Origin of the sequence: Nocardiopsis sp. LDBS0036 (genome assembly GCF_041228755.1) — a bacterium.
Lineage (GTDB): Bacteria > Actinomycetota > Actinomycetes > Streptosporangiales > Streptosporangiaceae > Nocardiopsis > Nocardiopsis dassonvillei.
In genome coordinates, this window is record NZ_CP141103.1 from 5049006 (window position 1) to 5065683 (window position 16678).

12 protein-coding genes are annotated in these 16678 nt (G+C 71.9%); 7 read left to right on the plus strand and 5 right to left on the minus strand.

Annotated elements, in window-relative coordinates:
- Positions 1-291 precede the first annotated feature (291 nt).
- Both UIS43_RS21645 and UIS43_RS21650 read left to right on the plus strand, forming a co-directional pair.
- Positions 292-4728: a HAMP domain-containing protein gene (locus tag UIS43_RS21645; protein ID WP_013156189.1), complete on the plus strand. Its 4437-nt coding sequence runs from the start codon at positions 292-294 to the stop codon at positions 4726-4728.
- 6 nt (positions 4729-4734) lie between these two features.
- The gene (locus tag UIS43_RS21650) at positions 4735-5373 is read left to right on the plus strand and encodes a two-component system response regulator (RefSeq protein WP_013156190.1); all 639 of its coding nucleotides are present in this window, start codon (positions 4735-4737) and stop codon (positions 5371-5373) included.
- Between the two features lie 167 nt (positions 5374-5540).
- Here the strand turns inward: UIS43_RS21650 and UIS43_RS21655 are convergent, their stop codons facing one another.
- Positions 5541-6710: a GAF domain-containing protein gene (locus tag UIS43_RS21655; RefSeq protein WP_013156191.1), complete on the minus strand. Its 1170-nt coding sequence runs from the start codon at positions 6708-6710 to the stop codon at positions 5541-5543.
- A 113-nt stretch (positions 6711-6823) separates the two neighbouring features.
- Here UIS43_RS21655 and UIS43_RS21660 point away from each other — a divergent pair, with 113 nt between their 5' ends.
- Both UIS43_RS21660 and UIS43_RS21665 read left to right on the plus strand, forming a co-directional pair.
- Positions 6824-7585 (plus strand): GAF and ANTAR domain-containing protein, encoded by a 762-nt coding sequence (locus UIS43_RS21660; RefSeq protein WP_013156192.1) that lies wholly within the window; start codon positions 6824-6826, stop codon positions 7583-7585.
- Between the two features lie 96 nt (positions 7586-7681).
- On the plus strand, positions 7682-8029 hold the full coding sequence (locus UIS43_RS21665; protein ID WP_013156193.1) for an STAS domain-containing protein: 348 nt from the start codon (positions 7682-7684) through the stop codon (positions 8027-8029).
- Here UIS43_RS21665 and UIS43_RS21670 read toward each other — a convergent pair.
- Positions 8019-8990, minus strand: coding sequence for an anti-sigma factor RsbA family regulatory protein (locus tag UIS43_RS21670; protein ID WP_013156194.1), 972 nt, complete (start codon positions 8988-8990; stop codon positions 8019-8021). The two genes, UIS43_RS21665 and UIS43_RS21670, sit on opposite strands and share 11 nt — an antisense overlap.
- Positions 8991-9121: 131 nt before the next feature.
- The gene (locus tag UIS43_RS21675; RefSeq protein WP_358170215.1) at positions 9122-10399 is read right to left on the minus strand and encodes a glycosyltransferase; all 1278 of its coding nucleotides are present in this window, start codon (positions 10397-10399) and stop codon (positions 9122-9124) included.
- A gap of 828 nt (positions 10400-11227) precedes the next feature.
- On the opposite strand from UIS43_RS21675, the gene UIS43_RS21680 reads away from it, so the two are divergent.
- On the plus strand, positions 11228-11989 hold the full coding sequence (locus tag UIS43_RS21680; protein WP_013156196.1) for a PP2C family serine/threonine-protein phosphatase: 762 nt from the start codon (positions 11228-11230) through the stop codon (positions 11987-11989).
- Between the two features lie 247 nt (positions 11990-12236).
- On the opposite strand, the gene UIS43_RS21685 is transcribed toward UIS43_RS21680, so the two are convergent.
- Together UIS43_RS21685 and UIS43_RS21690 are read right to left on the minus strand one after the other, a co-directional pair.
- Positions 12237-13541, minus strand: coding sequence for a copper resistance CopC family protein (locus tag UIS43_RS21685; RefSeq protein ID WP_358170217.1), 1305 nt, complete (start codon positions 13539-13541; stop codon positions 12237-12239).
- Positions 13542-13715: 174 nt separating this feature from the next.
- Positions 13716-13985: a WhiB family transcriptional regulator gene (locus UIS43_RS21690; RefSeq protein WP_013156198.1), complete on the minus strand. Its 270-nt coding sequence runs from the start codon at positions 13983-13985 to the stop codon at positions 13716-13718.
- An 814-nt stretch (positions 13986-14799) separates the two neighbouring features.
- On the opposite strand from UIS43_RS21690, the gene ectA reads away from it, so the two are divergent.
- Positions 14800-15297, plus strand: coding sequence for a diaminobutyrate acetyltransferase (ectA, locus tag UIS43_RS21695; protein ID WP_019610152.1), 498 nt, complete (start codon positions 14800-14802; stop codon positions 15295-15297).
- Between the two features lie 89 nt (positions 15298-15386).
- Positions 15387-16652, plus strand: coding sequence for a diaminobutyrate--2-oxoglutarate transaminase (gene ectB / locus UIS43_RS21700; RefSeq protein WP_013156200.1), 1266 nt, complete (start codon positions 15387-15389; stop codon positions 16650-16652).
- Positions 16653-16678: the final 26 nt, after the last annotated feature.

The following is a 16678-nucleotide window of genomic DNA, read 5'->3' on the forward strand; positions in this document are numbered from 1 at the left end:
ACCGCGCCGAAACCTGCCCGCCTCCGGACGCGGCGACGGGCGGACAACATCGCCAAGCCACCTGTGCGGGGCGGTCCGGGCGGTTAGTGTAAGTCGACACATGCGCTTCTTTCGGGTGGTACCTCTCACCGGTAGCGTGACGGGGGTGCCACCAGGGGGCCGGCGCGGCGGACACCGCGTGGCCCCCCTGTCCCGTGCGCGCTCCGCGGGGCCGATCCGCCCGCGGGCGCCCGGCCCACGGGGGCCGGGACGGGAGGCCGAGGTGGCGGAGCAGGCTGAGGAGGGGGTTCGATGCCCGAGGCGGTCAAGGAACTGGCGGCCGACGACCAGCTCGACGAGATTCTGCGGGCCCTGTACCGCATGCGCGACGGCGACTTCAGCGTCCGTCTGCGCAAGCGCGGCGGCGGCACCATGCGGGAGATCGCGTCCGTCTTCAACGAGGTGGTCGACCACAGCGAACAGCTCAGCGACGAACTCCAGCGCGTCGGCGACGTCGTCCGCAACGAGGGCAGGCTCAACGAGCGCGTCAACGTCAACCCCGCCCGGGGCGCCTGGGGCGAGAGCGCCCAGGCGCTCAACCTCCTGCTCGACGAGGTCGCCGAACCCGTGACCGACGTCGCCGGGGTCCTGGACTCGGTCGCGGAGGGCCAGCTCAGCCGCCGCGCCTCCACCGAGGGCCGCCGCGGCGAGCTCAAGGGCGACCTGCTGCGCCTGGCCACCACGGTCAACCGCATGGCCGACCAGATGAGCGGCTTCGCCGGGGAGGTCACCCGTGTGGCCCGCGAGGTGGGCACCGAGGGCAAGCTCGGCGGCACCGCGCAGGTCGAGGGGGTCTCCGGAGCCTGGCGCGAGGTGACCGAGTCGGTCAACCAGATGTCCTCGCGCCTGACCGACCAGATGCGCGACATCTCCGAGGTGACCACCGCCGTCGCCCGCGGCGACCTCAGCCGCAAGATCACGGTGGACGTACAGGGCGAGATGCTCGACCTCAAGGACACCGTCAACACCATGGTGGACCAGCTGTCCACCTTCGCCGACGAGGTCACCCGTGTGGCCCGCGAGGTGGGCACCGAGGGCAAGCTCGGCGGCCGCGCCAACGTGCGCGGCGTGCGGGGCATCTGGAAGGACCTCACCGAGAACGTCAACTCGATGGCGGACAACCTCACCAACCAGGTGCGCGACATCTCCCAGGTGACGACCTCCGTGGCCCGCGGCGACCTCACCCAGAAGGTCCAGGTCGACGTGCAGGGCGAGATGCTCGCCCTGAAGAACACCGTGAACACCATGGTCGACCAGCTCGACTCCTTCGCCGACGAGGTCACGCGCGTGGCGCGCGAGGTCGGTACGGAGGGCAAGCTGGGCGGCCGGGCCAACGTCAAGGGCGTGTCGGGCATCTGGAAGGACCTGACCGACAACGTCAACTCCATGGCCAACAGCCTCACCTACCAGGTCCGCAACATCTCCCAGGTGACGACGGCGGTCGCCACCGGTGACCTCACCAAGAAGATCACCGTGGACGCCCAGGGGGAGATGCTCGACCTCAAGGACACCATCAACAAGATGGTCGACCAGCTGGACTCCTTCGCCGGCGAGGTGACCAGGGTCGCCCGTGAGGTGGGCACGGAGGGCAAGCTGGCCGGACAGGCCCACGTCCGCGACGTGTCCGGGGTCTGGAAGGACCTGACCGACAACGTCAACTCCATGGCCAACAACCTGACCTACCAGGTGCGCCAGATCTCCATGGTCACGCGCGCGGTGGCCGCGGGCGACCTGACCAAGAAGGTCACGGTCAACGCCAAGGGCGAGATCCTGGAGCTGAAGGACACCATCAACGTCATGGTGGACCAGCTCTCCGCGTTCGCCGACGAGGTCACCCGGGTGGCCCGCGAGGTCGGCACCGAGGGCAAACTGGGCGGCCGAGCCGACGTCAAGGGCGTCTCCGGCATCTGGAACGACCTCACCGAGAACGTCAACTCGATGTCGCACAACCTCACCACGCAGGTGCGCAACATCTCCGAGGTGACCACGGCCGTGGCGGCGGGCGACCTCAACAAGAAGATCGACGTCAACGCCCAGGGGGAGATCCTGGAGCTCAAGACGACGGTCAACACCATGGTCGACCAGCTGTCGGCGTTCGCCACCGAGGTCACCCGCGTGGCCCACGAGGTGGGCAGCCAGGGCCAGCTGGGCGGCCAGGCCAAGGTCGAGGGCGTGACCGGCACCTGGAAGCAGCTCACCGACAGCGTGAACGGCCTGGCGGGCAACCTGACCACGCAGGTGCGGGCGATCGCCGAGGTCGCCAACGCCGTCGCCAAGGGCGACCTGACCCGCAACATCCAGGTCGACGCCCGCGGTGAGATGGAGCAGCTCAAGCACAACATCAACCTGATGGTGTCCAACCTGCGCGAGACCACCGCCACCCAGCGCGACGCCGACTGGCTCAAGTCCAACGTGGCCCGTATCTCCGGCCACATCCAGGGCCACCGCGACCTCAAGGAGCTGGCCCGCCTCATCATGACCGAGGTGACGCCGCTCATCGGCGCCCAGCACGGCGCCTGCTACCTGCCCGAGGACCAGGACGACCAGGAGAACTTCCTGTTCTACGCGGGCTTCGGCTTCGACCCCGACGAGGACCGCCGCCGCGTCCGCGCGGGCATCGGCCTGGTCGGCGAGGCCCTCGCCCAGCAGGTGGAACAGCAGATCTCCAACATCCCGCCGGACTACGTCAAGGTCCGGTCGGGCCTGGGCGAGGCCTCCCCGCGCAACCTGTACATCCTGCCGATCGTCTCCGAGGGGCGCTCGCTGGGCGCCATCGAGTTCGCCTCCTACGACGACTTCCGCGAGAGCCACAAGAACTTCCTGCGCCAGCTGGTGAGCCTGCTCGGCACCACCATCAACACCATCCTGGCCAACAACCGCACCGAGGACCTGCTCGAACAGTCCCAGCAGCTCACCAGCCAGCTCAGGGAACGCTCCAACGAGCTCCAGCGCCAACAGGAGGAGCTGCGCGGCAAGAACGCCGAGCTCCGCCAGAAGGCCACCCAGCTCGCCAACCAGAACCGGGCGATCGAGCTCCAGAACCAGCAGATCCAGCGCTCCCGCAACGCCCTGGAGGAGCGCGCCCACCAGCTCCAGGTCTCCTCCAAGTACAAGTCCGAGTTCCTGGCGAACATGTCCCACGAGCTGCGCACGCCGCTCAACAGCCTGCTGATCCTGGCCCGCCTGCTCGCCGACAACGCCGAGCAGAACCTGTCCGCCAAGCAGGTCGAGTTCGCCCAGACCATCCACAAGGCGGGCAGCGACCTGCTGCTGCTCATCGACGAGATCCTCGACCTGTCCAAGGTGGAGGCCGGGCGCGCCGAGGTGCAGCCCAGCGAGGTCTCCATCGCCCAGCTGGTCGACTACGTCGAGGCCACCTTCCGCCCGGTCACCGGGGACCAGGGGCTCGCCTTCGCCGTGGACGTGTCGCCGGACATCCCCGGCACGCTGTGGACCGACGAGCAGCGGCTCCAGCAGATACTGCGCAACCTGCTCTCCAACGCCGTCAAGTTCACCCCGCAGGGGGAGGTGCGGCTGCTCATCGAGCCCGCGTGGGCGCTGGAGGACGCCGACCTGGAGATGTTCGTCGAGAACGAGGAGGTCATCGCTTTCACCGTGGCCGACACCGGCATCGGGATCGCCGAGGACAAGCTCCAGGTCATCTTCGAGGCCTTCCACCAGGGCGACGGCGGCACCTCGCGGCGCTTCGGCGGAACCGGCCTCGGCCTGTCCATCAGCCGCAACTTCGCCCGGCTGCTGGGCGGCGAGATCCGCGTGCAGAGCGTGCCCAACCAGGGCTCCACCTTCACGCTGCTGCTCCCGGTGCGCCTGCCCGACGACGCGGGGGAGCGGGCCGAGGAGGCCGGGTCCCCGATCCGCGGCCTGAGCGGCATGGACTCGGCGCCGATGCTCGATTCGGGCCGGGGCGCGGACACCGGCGGCTTCGGCTCCTCCCCGCTGGACGACGGCTTCTCCATGCCGGACGAGGACTTCGACGCGGCACTGGCAGCCCTCACCGACATCAGCGACGAGCCGCTGCCCACGGTCCCGGTGCTCAAGGCGCCCGAGACCCACGCGGCGGCCGCCGAGGGCGAGGCGCCCGAGCAGCCGGCCGAGTCCGAGCCGCGCACCGACCCCGAGCGGCGGGCCGTGCTGAGCGGCCAGCGGGTCCTCATCGTCGACGACGACGTCCGCAACGTCTTCGCGCTCACCAGCGCTCTGGAGGCGCAGGGCCTGGAGGTCCTCTACGCTGACAACGGACACGCCGGAATCGCCAAGCTGGAGGCCAACGAGGACATCGCGCTCGTCCTGATGGACGTGATGATGCCCGAGCTGGACGGCAACCAGACCACCCAGCGGATCCGGGAGATGCCGCAGTTCGCCGGTCTGCCGATCATCTCGCTCACCGCCAAGGCGATGCAGGGGGACCGCGAGCGCAGCCTCGCGGCGGGAGCCACGGACTACGTGACCAAGCCGGTCGACCTGGACCACCTGCTGGACGTCATGCGGCGCTGGCTCACCGCGGGACGCGAGGAGACCATCGCCGGAGCGGCGGCCGACGGCGGGGGCGGCGCGGTCCCGGACGGGCACAGCCGCGCGACGTCCGGGCCGGAGGAGGCCGGCGCCGGGCATGACAATGATCCGAACGGGGAGACTGGCACCAGCACCCCGAGCGAAGACCTGGAGTAACCCGACGTGACCCAGAAGGCCAACATCCTTCTCGTCGACGACCGCGACGAGAACCTGATCGCGCTGGAGGCCGCACTCACCTCACTCGACCAGAACCTGGTCAGGGCCAACTCCGGTGAGGAGGCGCTCAAGCACCTTCTGGGCACCGACTTCGCGGTCATCCTGCTCGACGTGGTCATGCCGGGGATGGACGGCTTCGAGACCGCCGCGCACATCAAGCAGCGCGAGAAGACCAAGGACGTGCCGATCATCTTCCTGACCGCCCAGGAGGTCGACCGGCACCAGGTCTTCCGCGGCTACGCCTCGCGCGCGGTGGACTTCCTGCTCAAGCCGTTCGACCCCTGGGTGCTGCGCTCCAAGGTCGAGGTGTTCGTGGAGCTGCACCAGCTCAAGGCGCAGATGCGCGAACAGGCCCGCGCCCTCCAGCGCGGCCTGGGCCAGGAGACCGGCGAGCCCGGAAAGGTCCTGGCCGAGCAGCTGGCGCAGCGCTCCCGCCAGGTCCAGACCGACCTCGCCCAGCTGCGCGAGCACATCGTGACCAACTACCAGGACGTGGACCAGAGCCTCGTGGACGGCGTGCGCCGGGTGGACAGCGCGGTCTCGCGCCTGTCCACCCTGGTGGACACACTCCACGGCCCCGAATGACGAGGGCCCTCATCCTGGGAGGATTCCCCTTCGGGGGCTGGCCCGGGCGCCCGCGGGGCTCTGGAGGTGGCGGAGGCGGGTTTCCGCGGGAGGGCTGCGCCGCAGGCCTCGCTTGAGGGTGGTGGCGGGCGACGGGTGGGAGGAGCGGAGCCCCCAAGAAACGCCCCTCAGGCGGAGGGCCGGGGCGGCAGGGCCAGGCCGATGTGCTCGCCGATCTCCTCGATCAGGCCCAGGTCGGCCAGGCGGAAGCTGCCCCGGTTGCTGCGGCGGATCAGGGTGAGCGCGCCGCGCACGCCCCGGCTGCCCCGCAGGGGGACCGACAACAGCGACCCCGCGCCCAGCATCGACAGCAGCGGCGCTCCGGACGGGGCGTGGCCCAGCACGGCCTCGTCCTCGATCAGCGGGAACAGCAGGGACTGGCCCCGCTCCAGCACCTCGCCCGGGATGGCGGAGTCGCCGGGCGCCGCCGAGGCCACCGCCTCCCTCTGCGCCGGGAGCGCGTCGGCCGGCCCCGCGACCACGGCGCGGCGGGGCGCCACGGAGGAGGTGGGCAGGTCGCACACGTCCACGACCACCCAGTCGGCGTAGGAGTCGGCCAGCAGGTCGGCCGCGTCCGCGAGCGCGAGCGGTTCGCCCGCACCGCCCGGGCCGGCCGAGCGCAGCAGCAGCCGCGTCATCCGGGTCAGCACGTCCAGCCTGCGCGCGGCCAGCACCACCACCTGGTCCTCCACCTCCGTCTCCAGCGGGGCGGGGCCCTCCTCCTCGGCGCCGTTCATCGGCGGCGACATCGCCACCAGCACCAGCGGGTTGGGCTCGGTGGGCAGCTCCAGGCGCGTCAGGGTCAGGTGCACGTCCTCGGCCCAGCCGCGCTGGGCCAGCCGGGACTCCAGCGCGGCGTCGCCGTCGCCGCGCAGCACCGCGGCCAGCCAGGACTGCATGGCCGCGCGCTTGCGCAGGTCGACGAAGTGGGCGAAGGGCTTGCCGGTGAGGTAGCCCGGCGCGCTGCCCAGCCGCGCGGCCCCGGAGTTGTTGATGCGCCGGATGTAGCCCTCGTGGTCCAGCAGCACGGTGGGGACGCTCAGCTCCTGGAACATCGCGCGGAGCAGGGCCCGGTCGCCGTCGTCGCCCTGGCGGCGCGGCTCGGGCTGGGCGTGGGCCCGGGCCAGTTCGGCCCCCGCGTCGCCCAGCAGGCGTTCGGCGTACTCCAGTTCGGCCAGGGCCGCCTCGGCGGTGCCCTGGGCGTCGTCGGGATACATGGTGTGCGTGTTGCGCAGGGCCGCGATGCGTTCACCCAGTGCGGTGATCTCACGCTGCAACCCGGCGAGGTTCTCCGACACGCTCAGGTCTCCCGTCGTGGATGGCGTCTTCCCGAAGCGGGCGGATGTCCGCTGCCGCGGTCTTCCAAGGTTACGGTTAGTCCGAGCCCGGAAACGGCAAGGAGGCCCCGACTGTGTGGATCGAACGCCTGGCCCGGGATATCGGCGCGCTGGGGCAGGCGGATGGCACCACCCTGGAACGGGCCCTGGACCAGATGAGCAGGGCCGCGGCCCTGGGCGTCCCCGGCTGCTCGGCCGCGCTCGTCGTGGTCTGGCGCGAGGTCGAGGGGGCCGACGGCTCCGTGCGGCACGTGGTCACCGACTACGGAGCCTCCCACGCGGACCTGTCCGCGGCCTTCGAGCACCAGTACACCACCGACCAGGGGCCCACCGTCGAGGCCGTCCGCGAGATGGGCCGGGTGCGGGTGGGCGACATCCTGCGCGAACCCCACCGCTGGCCCCGCTACACCAGCATGGCGGTCCAGTGCGGGGACCGCTCCTCCATCACCCTGCCCAGTCTGCTGCCCGGCGAGGGCGACGACCGGGTGATCACCTTCGGCGTGCACTCCGGCCGGGCCGACGCCTTCGACGAGGAGGTCGTCGCCCCGCTGACCGCCCTGCTCGCCGAGCACGCCGCCGTGTCGCTGTACAGTGCCGGACGCCAGGCCGACGTGGCCAGGGAGACCGCCCACATGCGCCGGGCCATGTCCGCGCGTACGGTGATCGACCAGGCCAAGGGCATCATCATGCACGCCCGCGGCTGCGACGCCGACACCGCCTTCGCCGCGCTGCGCGAGGTCGCCCAGCGCAACCGCAAACGGGTGGTGGACGTGGCCCGCGACCTCGTGGCGGAGAACACCGGTCCCCAGCCCCGGATGCGCCCCGACCGAAGGTGAACGGGCGGGCAACACCGGGCGATGAGTCCCGAGCGTGATCGAAAAGCGCCATGATGAGGGCTCGGGGCCCTCCCGGAACTAGAAGGAGAAGTGACCGTGACGTCAGACATCTCGATCCGTCGCGAAGATGACGTCGTCGTCGTCACCCCCGCGGGGGAGATGGACGCGGTGACCTCTCCCGCGCTGGCCGACGTCCTCGACGGCCTCCTGGCCGCCGAGCCTCCCCGGGGGGTGGTGGTCGACCTCGCCAAGGTGTCCTTCTGCGACTCGCGCTGCATCGGCGTGCTCGTCGCCGCCTACCGGCAGGCGCGCGACCTGGGCGTGGGACTGATGGTCGCCGAGCCCCAGCCGCAGGTCAACCGCCTGTTCGTGATAGCCGGGATCGACCAGGTCATCCCGATCGCGGGCAGCACCGGAGCCGCGGCGGACTCCCTCAGGGGCTGAGCGGGGCCCGCGTCCCTGGTTCCCGGACGGTCCCGGACTCCCCGGCCCCGTCCACGAAGTGCAGCCGTACCAGGGAGCCCTCGCCGCTGCCGCTGATCTCCAGGAAGTCGCAGGTCTGCCGGGTGATCCACAGCCCGTACCCGCGCGGGCGCATGCTGTCGGCCGGGCGGTAGCCGGTGAGCGGGTCGAAGAGCCCGCCGCGCTCGTCGAACACGTCGCACACCCACCGCCCGGGGGCGCGCCAGACCTGCACGGTGCCCTTGCCCGCCCCGTGCTCCAGCACGTTGGCGGCCAGCTCGTTGACCGCCACCACCAGGCTGTCGATCCGCTCGGGCGGGAACCCCATGGACTCGCCGAGCGCCGCCAGGTCGGCGCGCAGCCGCGGCAGGGACAGCCCGATCTCCAGCCGGTGCGCGGGTCCGCTGACCGGCAGCGGCTCCGGGGCGACCGGCCGGGTGCCGAACGCGGCCGTGCCCAGGTAGGCGGGGTTGGGGCGGGGCCCGTCGGACTCCACCAGCACCGGGTGGGTGGCCACGACCGCGGACCGCGTCCGCGTGGTCAGGTCGCGGTCGTCGTGGACGCACAGCAGGCTCAGCCGCTGCGGGGCCAGCGCCGTGGACAGCACCGACTCCAGCCGGTGCCACTCGCGCAGCTCCATCCCCGAGACCGGCAGCGGCGGCTCGGCCACCACGACCACCGGCACGGGGGCGTGGACCAGCGCCAGGCGGTGCAGGGCGGCCAGGGTGCGCCCCGGGGCGTCGTAGAACCGGTTCCGCTCCAGGACGTGCACGCGCTCGCGCTCGGAGGCCGACAGCGCCCCGGTGAGCGCTGCCGCGCGTTCGCCGGAGACCGCGAGCACCGTGTGGGCGTTTTCGCGTACGGCTGAGCGCAACCGCTGCCGGGCCACCTCGTGGAACCGCTGCTCGCGGCGGAAGAGCAGTCCCTGGTGTTCGAAGGTCATCGGTACGTGGTGTCCGCGCCCGGGGCCGACCGTCCGGCCGCCGGGCGCCACTGTCTGTGTACCCGCTGCGGCCCCTCGGAGGAAACCCCGGGGGGCGGGTGGGCCGGGCACGCTGTGAGGGCGGGCACGGCTCAGTGCGCGGTCCCGGACAGTAGCAGACCGTCCGTCTCGTCCTCGTCGGCGCGGTCCTGTTCCGTCTGCTGCGGGCGGGAGCGCTCGTAGGCGAGCTCCGTCTCGACGGCGATCCGCTGCCAGGTGAACCGGGAGCGGGCCCGGTCCACGGCGGCGATGCCGTACGCGGTGCTCATGGTCGGGGTGTTGAGGACCGCGCGCACGGAGCGCACGACCTCGTCGGGGCGGCCGAAGCGCATCAGCACGCCGCTGGTGCGGTGCAGGACGGCCCCCGGGGTGGCGCCGGTGGCGGTGGCCACCACGGGCAGGCCGCACGCCATGGCCTCCAGCACGGCCCCGCCGTAGGGGTCGTAGGAGGCGGCGGACACGTACACGTCCGCGGAGCGCAGCAGGCGCGGCAGCTCCTTGCGCTCCACGGGCCCGGCCAGGTGGACGCGGTCGTTCACCCCGGCCTCCTTGGCCAGGAGCTCGATCCGGCGGGCGTTCTCGTCCAGGGCCACGTCCAGGTCCTCGGCGGTGGAGACGAGCAGCAGCTCCGCCTCGGGGAGGCGGGTCATGGCCTCCACGAGCCGGTCGGCGCCGCCGGCCTCGGTCAGGGAGGTGACCGAGACCAGGCGGGCGCGCTCCTCGCGCCGGGAGTGCCAGTGCTCGGCGGAGGCGCTGCCCTCCACGCTGAAGTGGTCGGGGTCCACACCGAAGGGCACGACGTTGACGTGGTGGCGGGGGACGCCCAGGCGGGCCAGCTCGACCTGCTGGTCGGTGGAGTTGACCAGCACGCGGTCGGCGCGCGAGGCGAGGATGGTCTCCATGCGGGCGCGCTCGGGGTGGTGGCCGAGGCCGGAGCGCTGCTCGCTGGCGTTGAGGGAGTGGAAGGTCTGCACGAGGGGCGTGCCGGTCTGGTCGCTCTCGCTGTGCGCCTGCGCGTGCAGGGCGGCCAGGCCGCTGGTCCAGCCGATCGCGTGCAGGACGTCGGGGCGGTCCTCGTCCAGGACGGAGGCCAGGGCGCTGCCGAAGGCGCCGGTGTGCTCGGCGTGCTCCTCGGGGGACAGCGGCCGGGCCGGGCCGGCGTCCAGGTAGGCGACGGAGACGCCGCGCGCCATGCGGGTGCGGCCGTCGGGCTGGTCGGGGTCACTGCGGCGGGCGTAGACCGTCACCCGGTGGCCCCGCTTGGCCAGCTGCCGGGACAGGGCGCACACGTGCAGGCTGGCGGGGCAGGCGGGCTCGCCCCTGTGGGCGGGGAGGGGGTTGGCGTGTTCGGCGACCATCGCGATCTTCACTGGGCTGAACTCCTTGGACACGGTCTCATCCGGTGTCCGTCGTAGGTGTGCCCGAGGCGACTCCGGAGCGGGGATCGGAGTCCTCACGGGCGGGGCTGGGGCCGTGGCGCCGGTTCCCGGGCCGTGGGGCCGGGAACCGGCGGGAAGGTGGCTGCGGGGGGAGGCGGGGCGCGGTCAGGGGAGGGCGGCACACGGTGCCGGACGGCGCGCCGGTGGAGGCCTCCCGGCAGCACGAGGAGCCGTAGGCGCATGGCGCGTACGGCTGCGGCTGAACGGAGGGGGGAGAGGAAGAAAGAAGGGAAGACGCACGGAGATCACACCAAACGACCGGTCGGGGAAGACTGGGGCCACCGTGCGTGACAGGATGATGCCGCACGGGGCTGGTCGTGTGTGTCTGCGTCTTAGACACCCAACGGGGTTCATTCTGCCAGACGGTTCGCGTCTCGACAACGTGACGCGAATCCGACACCAAGAACCGCGGGGGTTCGGTGCTGTCCGTAACCCCGGAGTTCTCCCGGTTGGTCTGCGGTTTCGCGGTACCCGTGGGTGGCCCCTGTCGGGTCGGCCGCACCGCCGCTACTGTCAGACCGGAACACCGGGAGTGCCCGGCGCGCACCGCGGATCGCCCGGCACGGCACGTCCGGCGGCGGGAACCGGGGCGGGAACTGCGTATCCGGGTGTTTTCCGCCATGATGTACGCGGATTTTGACCCACTCCGGCGGTGGCTCGGTACGGTGACAGAATCCAGACGTTGAACGGGACTCGACCAAGGCCCGGCGCGGGGCGCCGGGCAACCGGCCACGGCCGATGAAACGGGAGGAAGGGCGTATGGGTGTCGCTGGTGGGGAAGTCATTGTCACGGCCCTCACGCACCGGGGCGCTATCCGCCCCGCCAACGAGGACGCCGTCGTCATGGGTGCCCTGACCGTCGCCAGTGCGAACATGACCTCGCCGGTGCGTTGCGTCCTCCCGGTCGGGGAGCCCGTCATCCTGGCGGTCGCCGACGGGATCGGCGGTCAGGCCGCGGGGGAGATCGCCTCCGAGCACGCCGTGCACCGCATGGCCGAGATGGGTCCGCGGCTCAGCGGCCCCGAGGAGATAGCCCAGCTGCTGAGCAACATCGACGAGGAGATCAAGGACCACGCCACCCAGCACACCGAGTTCTCCGGCATGGGGACCACGGTCGCGGGCGTCCTGCTCAACAACGACGGCAACTTCTGGTTCAACGTCGGCGACTCCCGCACCTACCGCCTGGAGGGGCGCCGCCTGCGCCAGCTCTCGGAGGACGACTCGCCCGCGCTGCCCCCGTCCGAGGACGGCCGTCCGGTCACCACGAACTTCATCACCCAGTCCCTGGGCGGCAGTTCGGGCGGCACGATGGTCCCGCACGTGGGCCGGGACGACGCGGCCGACCCCAGCGCCTGGCTCATGTGCAGCGACGGCCTGTCCGACCTGGTCCTGCCCGAGGAGATGGAGCGGATGATCGCCGAGGCGGGCAGCGACGAGGCCGCCGTGTACGCCCTGTGGCAGGCCGCCATGGAGGCGGGCGGCAAGGACAACATCAGCATCCTGCTGGCACGCCGCGTCTGACCCGTCCCGCCCGACCCGGCCCCGACGGTCGGCCGGCGTTCCCGACCGAGCCGGTTCCGCCCACCGGCCCCGCCCCCTCCACCCACCAGCCTCCCCCGACGCACGGCCCCCGCGCGAGCGGACGCCGCCGACGCCCCCGTGTCCGCCCTCCCCGTCGCGGGGCGGGCGGACCGGGCACCGAACACGACGAGGGGCCCGCACGCCCTCCCCGCGGGGAGGCGCGTACGGGCCCCTCGGCCTTCCGGTACTACTTCTGCCCGGCGTCCCCGCCCGGGCGCCTGCGCATGCGCACGGCCACGAGCACGACCGCGGCGATGCCGGCGACCGCGACGACGGCCACGACCGCCAGCGCCACCGGTGACACGCCGCCCGACTCCTCCTCGGCCGCGGCCTCGTCCGCGTTCGCCTCGCCGGAGGGCTCCTGCGCCTGCTCCTGCGCCGTCTCCCCGGCGGGCTCCTGCGCGGTCTCGCTCTCCTCGGGCTCCGGCGCCGCCGCGGCGACGGCCTCCTCGGTCACCGAGAACGTCAGGGTGTCCTGGATCGGGTGGCCGTCGGAGGAGACCACGCGGAACCCGATGGTGTACTCACCGGCCTGGTCCAGCGGGGCCAGACCCACCGACACGTCCGTGCCGTCGAAGGTCAGGTCCCCCTCCTCGTAGGTGGTCTCCTCGTCCGGCCCCGTGACGACGACGGCGCTGCCGCTGCCGCCCTCCATCGGCGAGTTGTTGAAGCTCAGCACGACCTCCTCGGGCACGGTGTCCAGGGTGGCCCCGTCCTCCGGGTTGGACCCGGTCAGGACGTCGTGCGCCAGCGCGGGCGAGGGGGCCAGGGCCAGGGCGGCCGCGGCGAGGGGGGCGAGTACGGCGGCGGCCGCGCGCGCAAGCGCGCGTGCGGGGGCCGCGGTGTCGGGGGTGCGGGTGGTGGTCATGTCTTCCCTCAGTTCTCGGTACGTTCCGGCGTGCGCGCGGGGGCGTCGTGGAAGGACGCCCGGGAGGAGGGGAGGTCCGCGCGGGCCGTGCGCCGAGAGCGCGACGGGCGGGGGAGCGGTACGGGAGGCGGCGCACGCGACCGGTACGCGGGCGCCGAACGCGATGCCGGGCACGCGCAGCGGCGGCAGGGCCCGGGTGAGCAGGGCGGTCAGGAACCACAGGGCCGCCTCGCCGTGGGCGAGCAGCGCCGACGCCAGCAGGGCCGCCCACAGGTGCGCGAACAGCATGCCGGGCGCGAGGCCGAGGGTGTGGGTGAGCAGGCCGTGCCCGGTGTGGTCGGCGCCGGTGTCGAGGACGCCGGGGACGGGTTCGCCCGAACCCTGGAACACCAGGTGCAGGAGGATCTGCACGCAGGCCATGACGGCGAAGATGTCGCCGAACCCGCGCATCGTGCGGGTGAAGTACCACAGCAGGGGGAACAGGACCGCGGTCGCCGCGGCCAACCCTCCGAGGGAGGCGGGCGCCGCGGCCCACAGGTTGTGCCCGCCCCAGGCAAGCCCCGTGCACGCAGCGGCCAGAAGGGCCGTGCGCAGGAGGCGGAGTGTGCCGTGAGCGGGTCGCACGAGAAAGAACCTAGGCCGTGCCCCGGAGGGTCGCAAGATCCCCTGGGGACGGCGGACGCGCGGCCCGGGCGGACCGGCGCGGGACGCGGACGAGGCGGGGCCGGACCGGGGGAGGGAGCGAGGGGCTGGACCGCCGGGCGGGCCGACGCCCTCCGGCGGTCCCCGTCGCCCTCGTCAGTGACGACCGGCGGGGACGAGTTCGCGGCGCATGTAGCGGCGCTCCTCGGGGGTGGTCCCACCCCAGACTCCGTGGGCCTCTCCCGCCCGCAGGGCCCACCGCAGGCACTCTTGGCGAACAGTACAGCTGCGGCAGACGGCGATGGCCTGCTCGGTGTCGGCGCGCCCGATCCCGGTGCTGCTCACCGGAAAGAAGATCTCCGGGTCCTGCGAGCGGCAGTTGCCCTGCAGGACCCAGTCCTCGCTCTCGTGGTACAGGCGGTTCACGGGCGCCTCCGATCCGTGGCTGGTGGTCCCTGGCCCCGTGCCGCGTCACCACGGCCGGGTCAGGGGGTTTCTCCGCCCCACCGCCCTCGGGTGATCGACCCGGGAACTGCGGCGCGACGATGCGACCAATTGTAGTACGACTCAACGTAGTACTACACGGAGTCTGCGCGAAAAGACCGGAAATCTCAAGGGCGCCTCCGGGGGGCGGGCCGCCTCCCGGAGGCGGGCGCGCCCCAGGGTGGGGCGGGGGCCCGACCCTCCCCCTGCCCCCACGCGGCCGCGCCAAAGGCCGCGTCCTTGCGCGTGTCGGCGTTTCGGGTGTGCCGGCAGCTCCTTCCGGCGTACCGTGTGGCGCGGGCGCGGAGCCCCCAAGTGGCGTTATGTCGCGAGCTTTCCACCGAATTGATGTGACTTAACGCACGCTTAATATTGCTCCGCGAGGATCTATGTTTGACCCTGACGGTTGTCGGTCCACCGAACGCCGGCGACCGCCCTCCCCGGCGGAGCCCCGAGCCCGCCCCACACGGCCGCGGCGCCGAACCCCCTGTTGGGCGGGGCGTGAGCGTGTGTCCCGTCCGCTCCCGGACGTCCCCCGAAAGTCCAGGTCAGAGCTTTGGGGCGCCGCTAAATAAACAGGCCATACCCGTGGGCGGTCTGCCCAAACATCCGCGAGCGGCCTCCACGAAATGTCATTGACATTCGTTCGCTAAATTCGATCGACGTGCCACATCTACGAACGAACCTCCAAGCACGCGACCGGACTGACACCGGGGCCACGGCCTCGGAAAATCCAGGTGCCGCGGGCCGTGGAGGCGTGCGCCTGTCGCACCCGTCCCCGGAGGACGGACCGCACATGTGGCGGCTGGCGCGGGAGAACGGCATGGACGCCAACTCCCCGTACGCCTACGCGCTCTGGTGCCGGGACTTCGCCACGACCAGCGTCGTCGCCCGCGACGACGAGGGCCGTGTCGCGGCCTACGTCACCGGTTACGTGCGGCCCGACGACCCCGACACCTACTTCCTCTGGCAGGTCGCCGTCGACTCCGCGTACCGCGGACAGGGGCTGGCCCGCCGGATGCTCGACTTCGTCGGCGACCGGATCACCGACCGCGGCCTGCGCTACCTCGAAGCGACCGTCACCGCCGACAACACCGCCTCCCGCGCCCTGTTCGCCTCGTTCGCCCGGGACCGGGGCGCCGAGGCGGTGTGGAGTCCGCTCTTCACCGGGGAACACTTCCCCCAGGAGGACACCCCCCACGACCCCGAGGACCTCGTACGCATCGGACCTCTCGGAGCCGGGCCCGGAGCATGACCGACCGTCCGCACCGGACCCGTTCGACCCACCCCGTCGCCCAAGCCATGAGCCCACGAACCTGGGATAAAGGAACCGAGGAACACACGATGGAGACCTTCCAGCGCCTGGAGTCCGAAGTCCGCGGATACTGCCGGAACTGGCCGGTCGTGTTCGACCGGGCCGTCGGTAGCCACGTCTACTCCGAGGACGGCAAGCCCTACCTCGACTTCTTCGCGGGTGCGGGGTCGCTCAACTACGGGCACAACAACCCCGAGCTGAAGACCTCGCTCATCGAGTACCTGACCGACGACAAGATCGTGCACAGCCTCGACGCCTACAGCGTGGCCAAACGCGAGTTCCTGAAGACCTTCGAGGAGATCATCCTCAAACCCCGGGGCCTCGACTACAAGGTCCAGTTCCCCGGACCCGCGGGCAACAACGCGGTCGAGGCCGCGCTCAAGCTGGCCCGCAAGTACACCGGTCGCGAGACCATCGTCAACTTCACCAACGGCTTCCACGGCATGACCCTGGGCGCCCTGGCCGTCACCGGCAACTCGATGAAGCGCGGCGGCGCGGGCGTGCCGCTGGGCCACGTCGCCACGATGCCGTTCGACAACTACCTGGACGGCAAGACGCCGGACTTCCTGTGGCTGCGCAGCCTGCTGGACGACAGCGGCAGCGGCCTGGACAAGCCCGCGGCCGTCATCGTCGAGACGGTCCAGGGCGAGGGCGGCATCAACGCCGCCAGCGCCCAGTGGCTGCGCGAGCTCTCGGACCTGTGCCGCGAGTACGGCATCCTCATGATCGTCGACGACATCCAGATGGGCTGCGGCCGCACCGGCGACTTCTTCAGCTTCGAGGAGGCCGGGATCACCCCGGACATCGTCACGCTGTCCAAGTCCATCAGCGGCTACGGCCTGCCCATGGCCCTCACCCTGTTCAAGCGCGAGCTGGACGTGTGGGAGCCGGGTGAGCACAACGGCACCTTCCGCGGGTTCAACCCGGCCATGGTGACCGCCGTCGGGGCCCTGCGCCGCTACTGGAGCGACTCGGCCTTCTCCGACTCCGTCAAGGCCAAGGGCGACATGGTCGCCGCCCGCCTGGCCGAGATGGCCGCCGAGCACGCCGAGTTCGGCGCGCACGTGCGCGGCCGCGGCCTGGCCCGGGGCCTGGCCTTCGAGCAGACCGACATCGCCAAGAAGGTCGCCGCCGAGTCCTTCGAGCGGGGCCTGCTCCTGGAGACCTCCGGCCCCGAGGACGAGGTGGCCAAACTCCTGCCGCCGCTCACGGCGAGCGAGGAGGAACTCACGGCCGGTCTTGACATCATGGCTGACGCGGCCCGCGCCGCGGTCAAGGCGGCCCAGCCCGCCTAGGGACTCCCACAGGGGGATTTCCACAC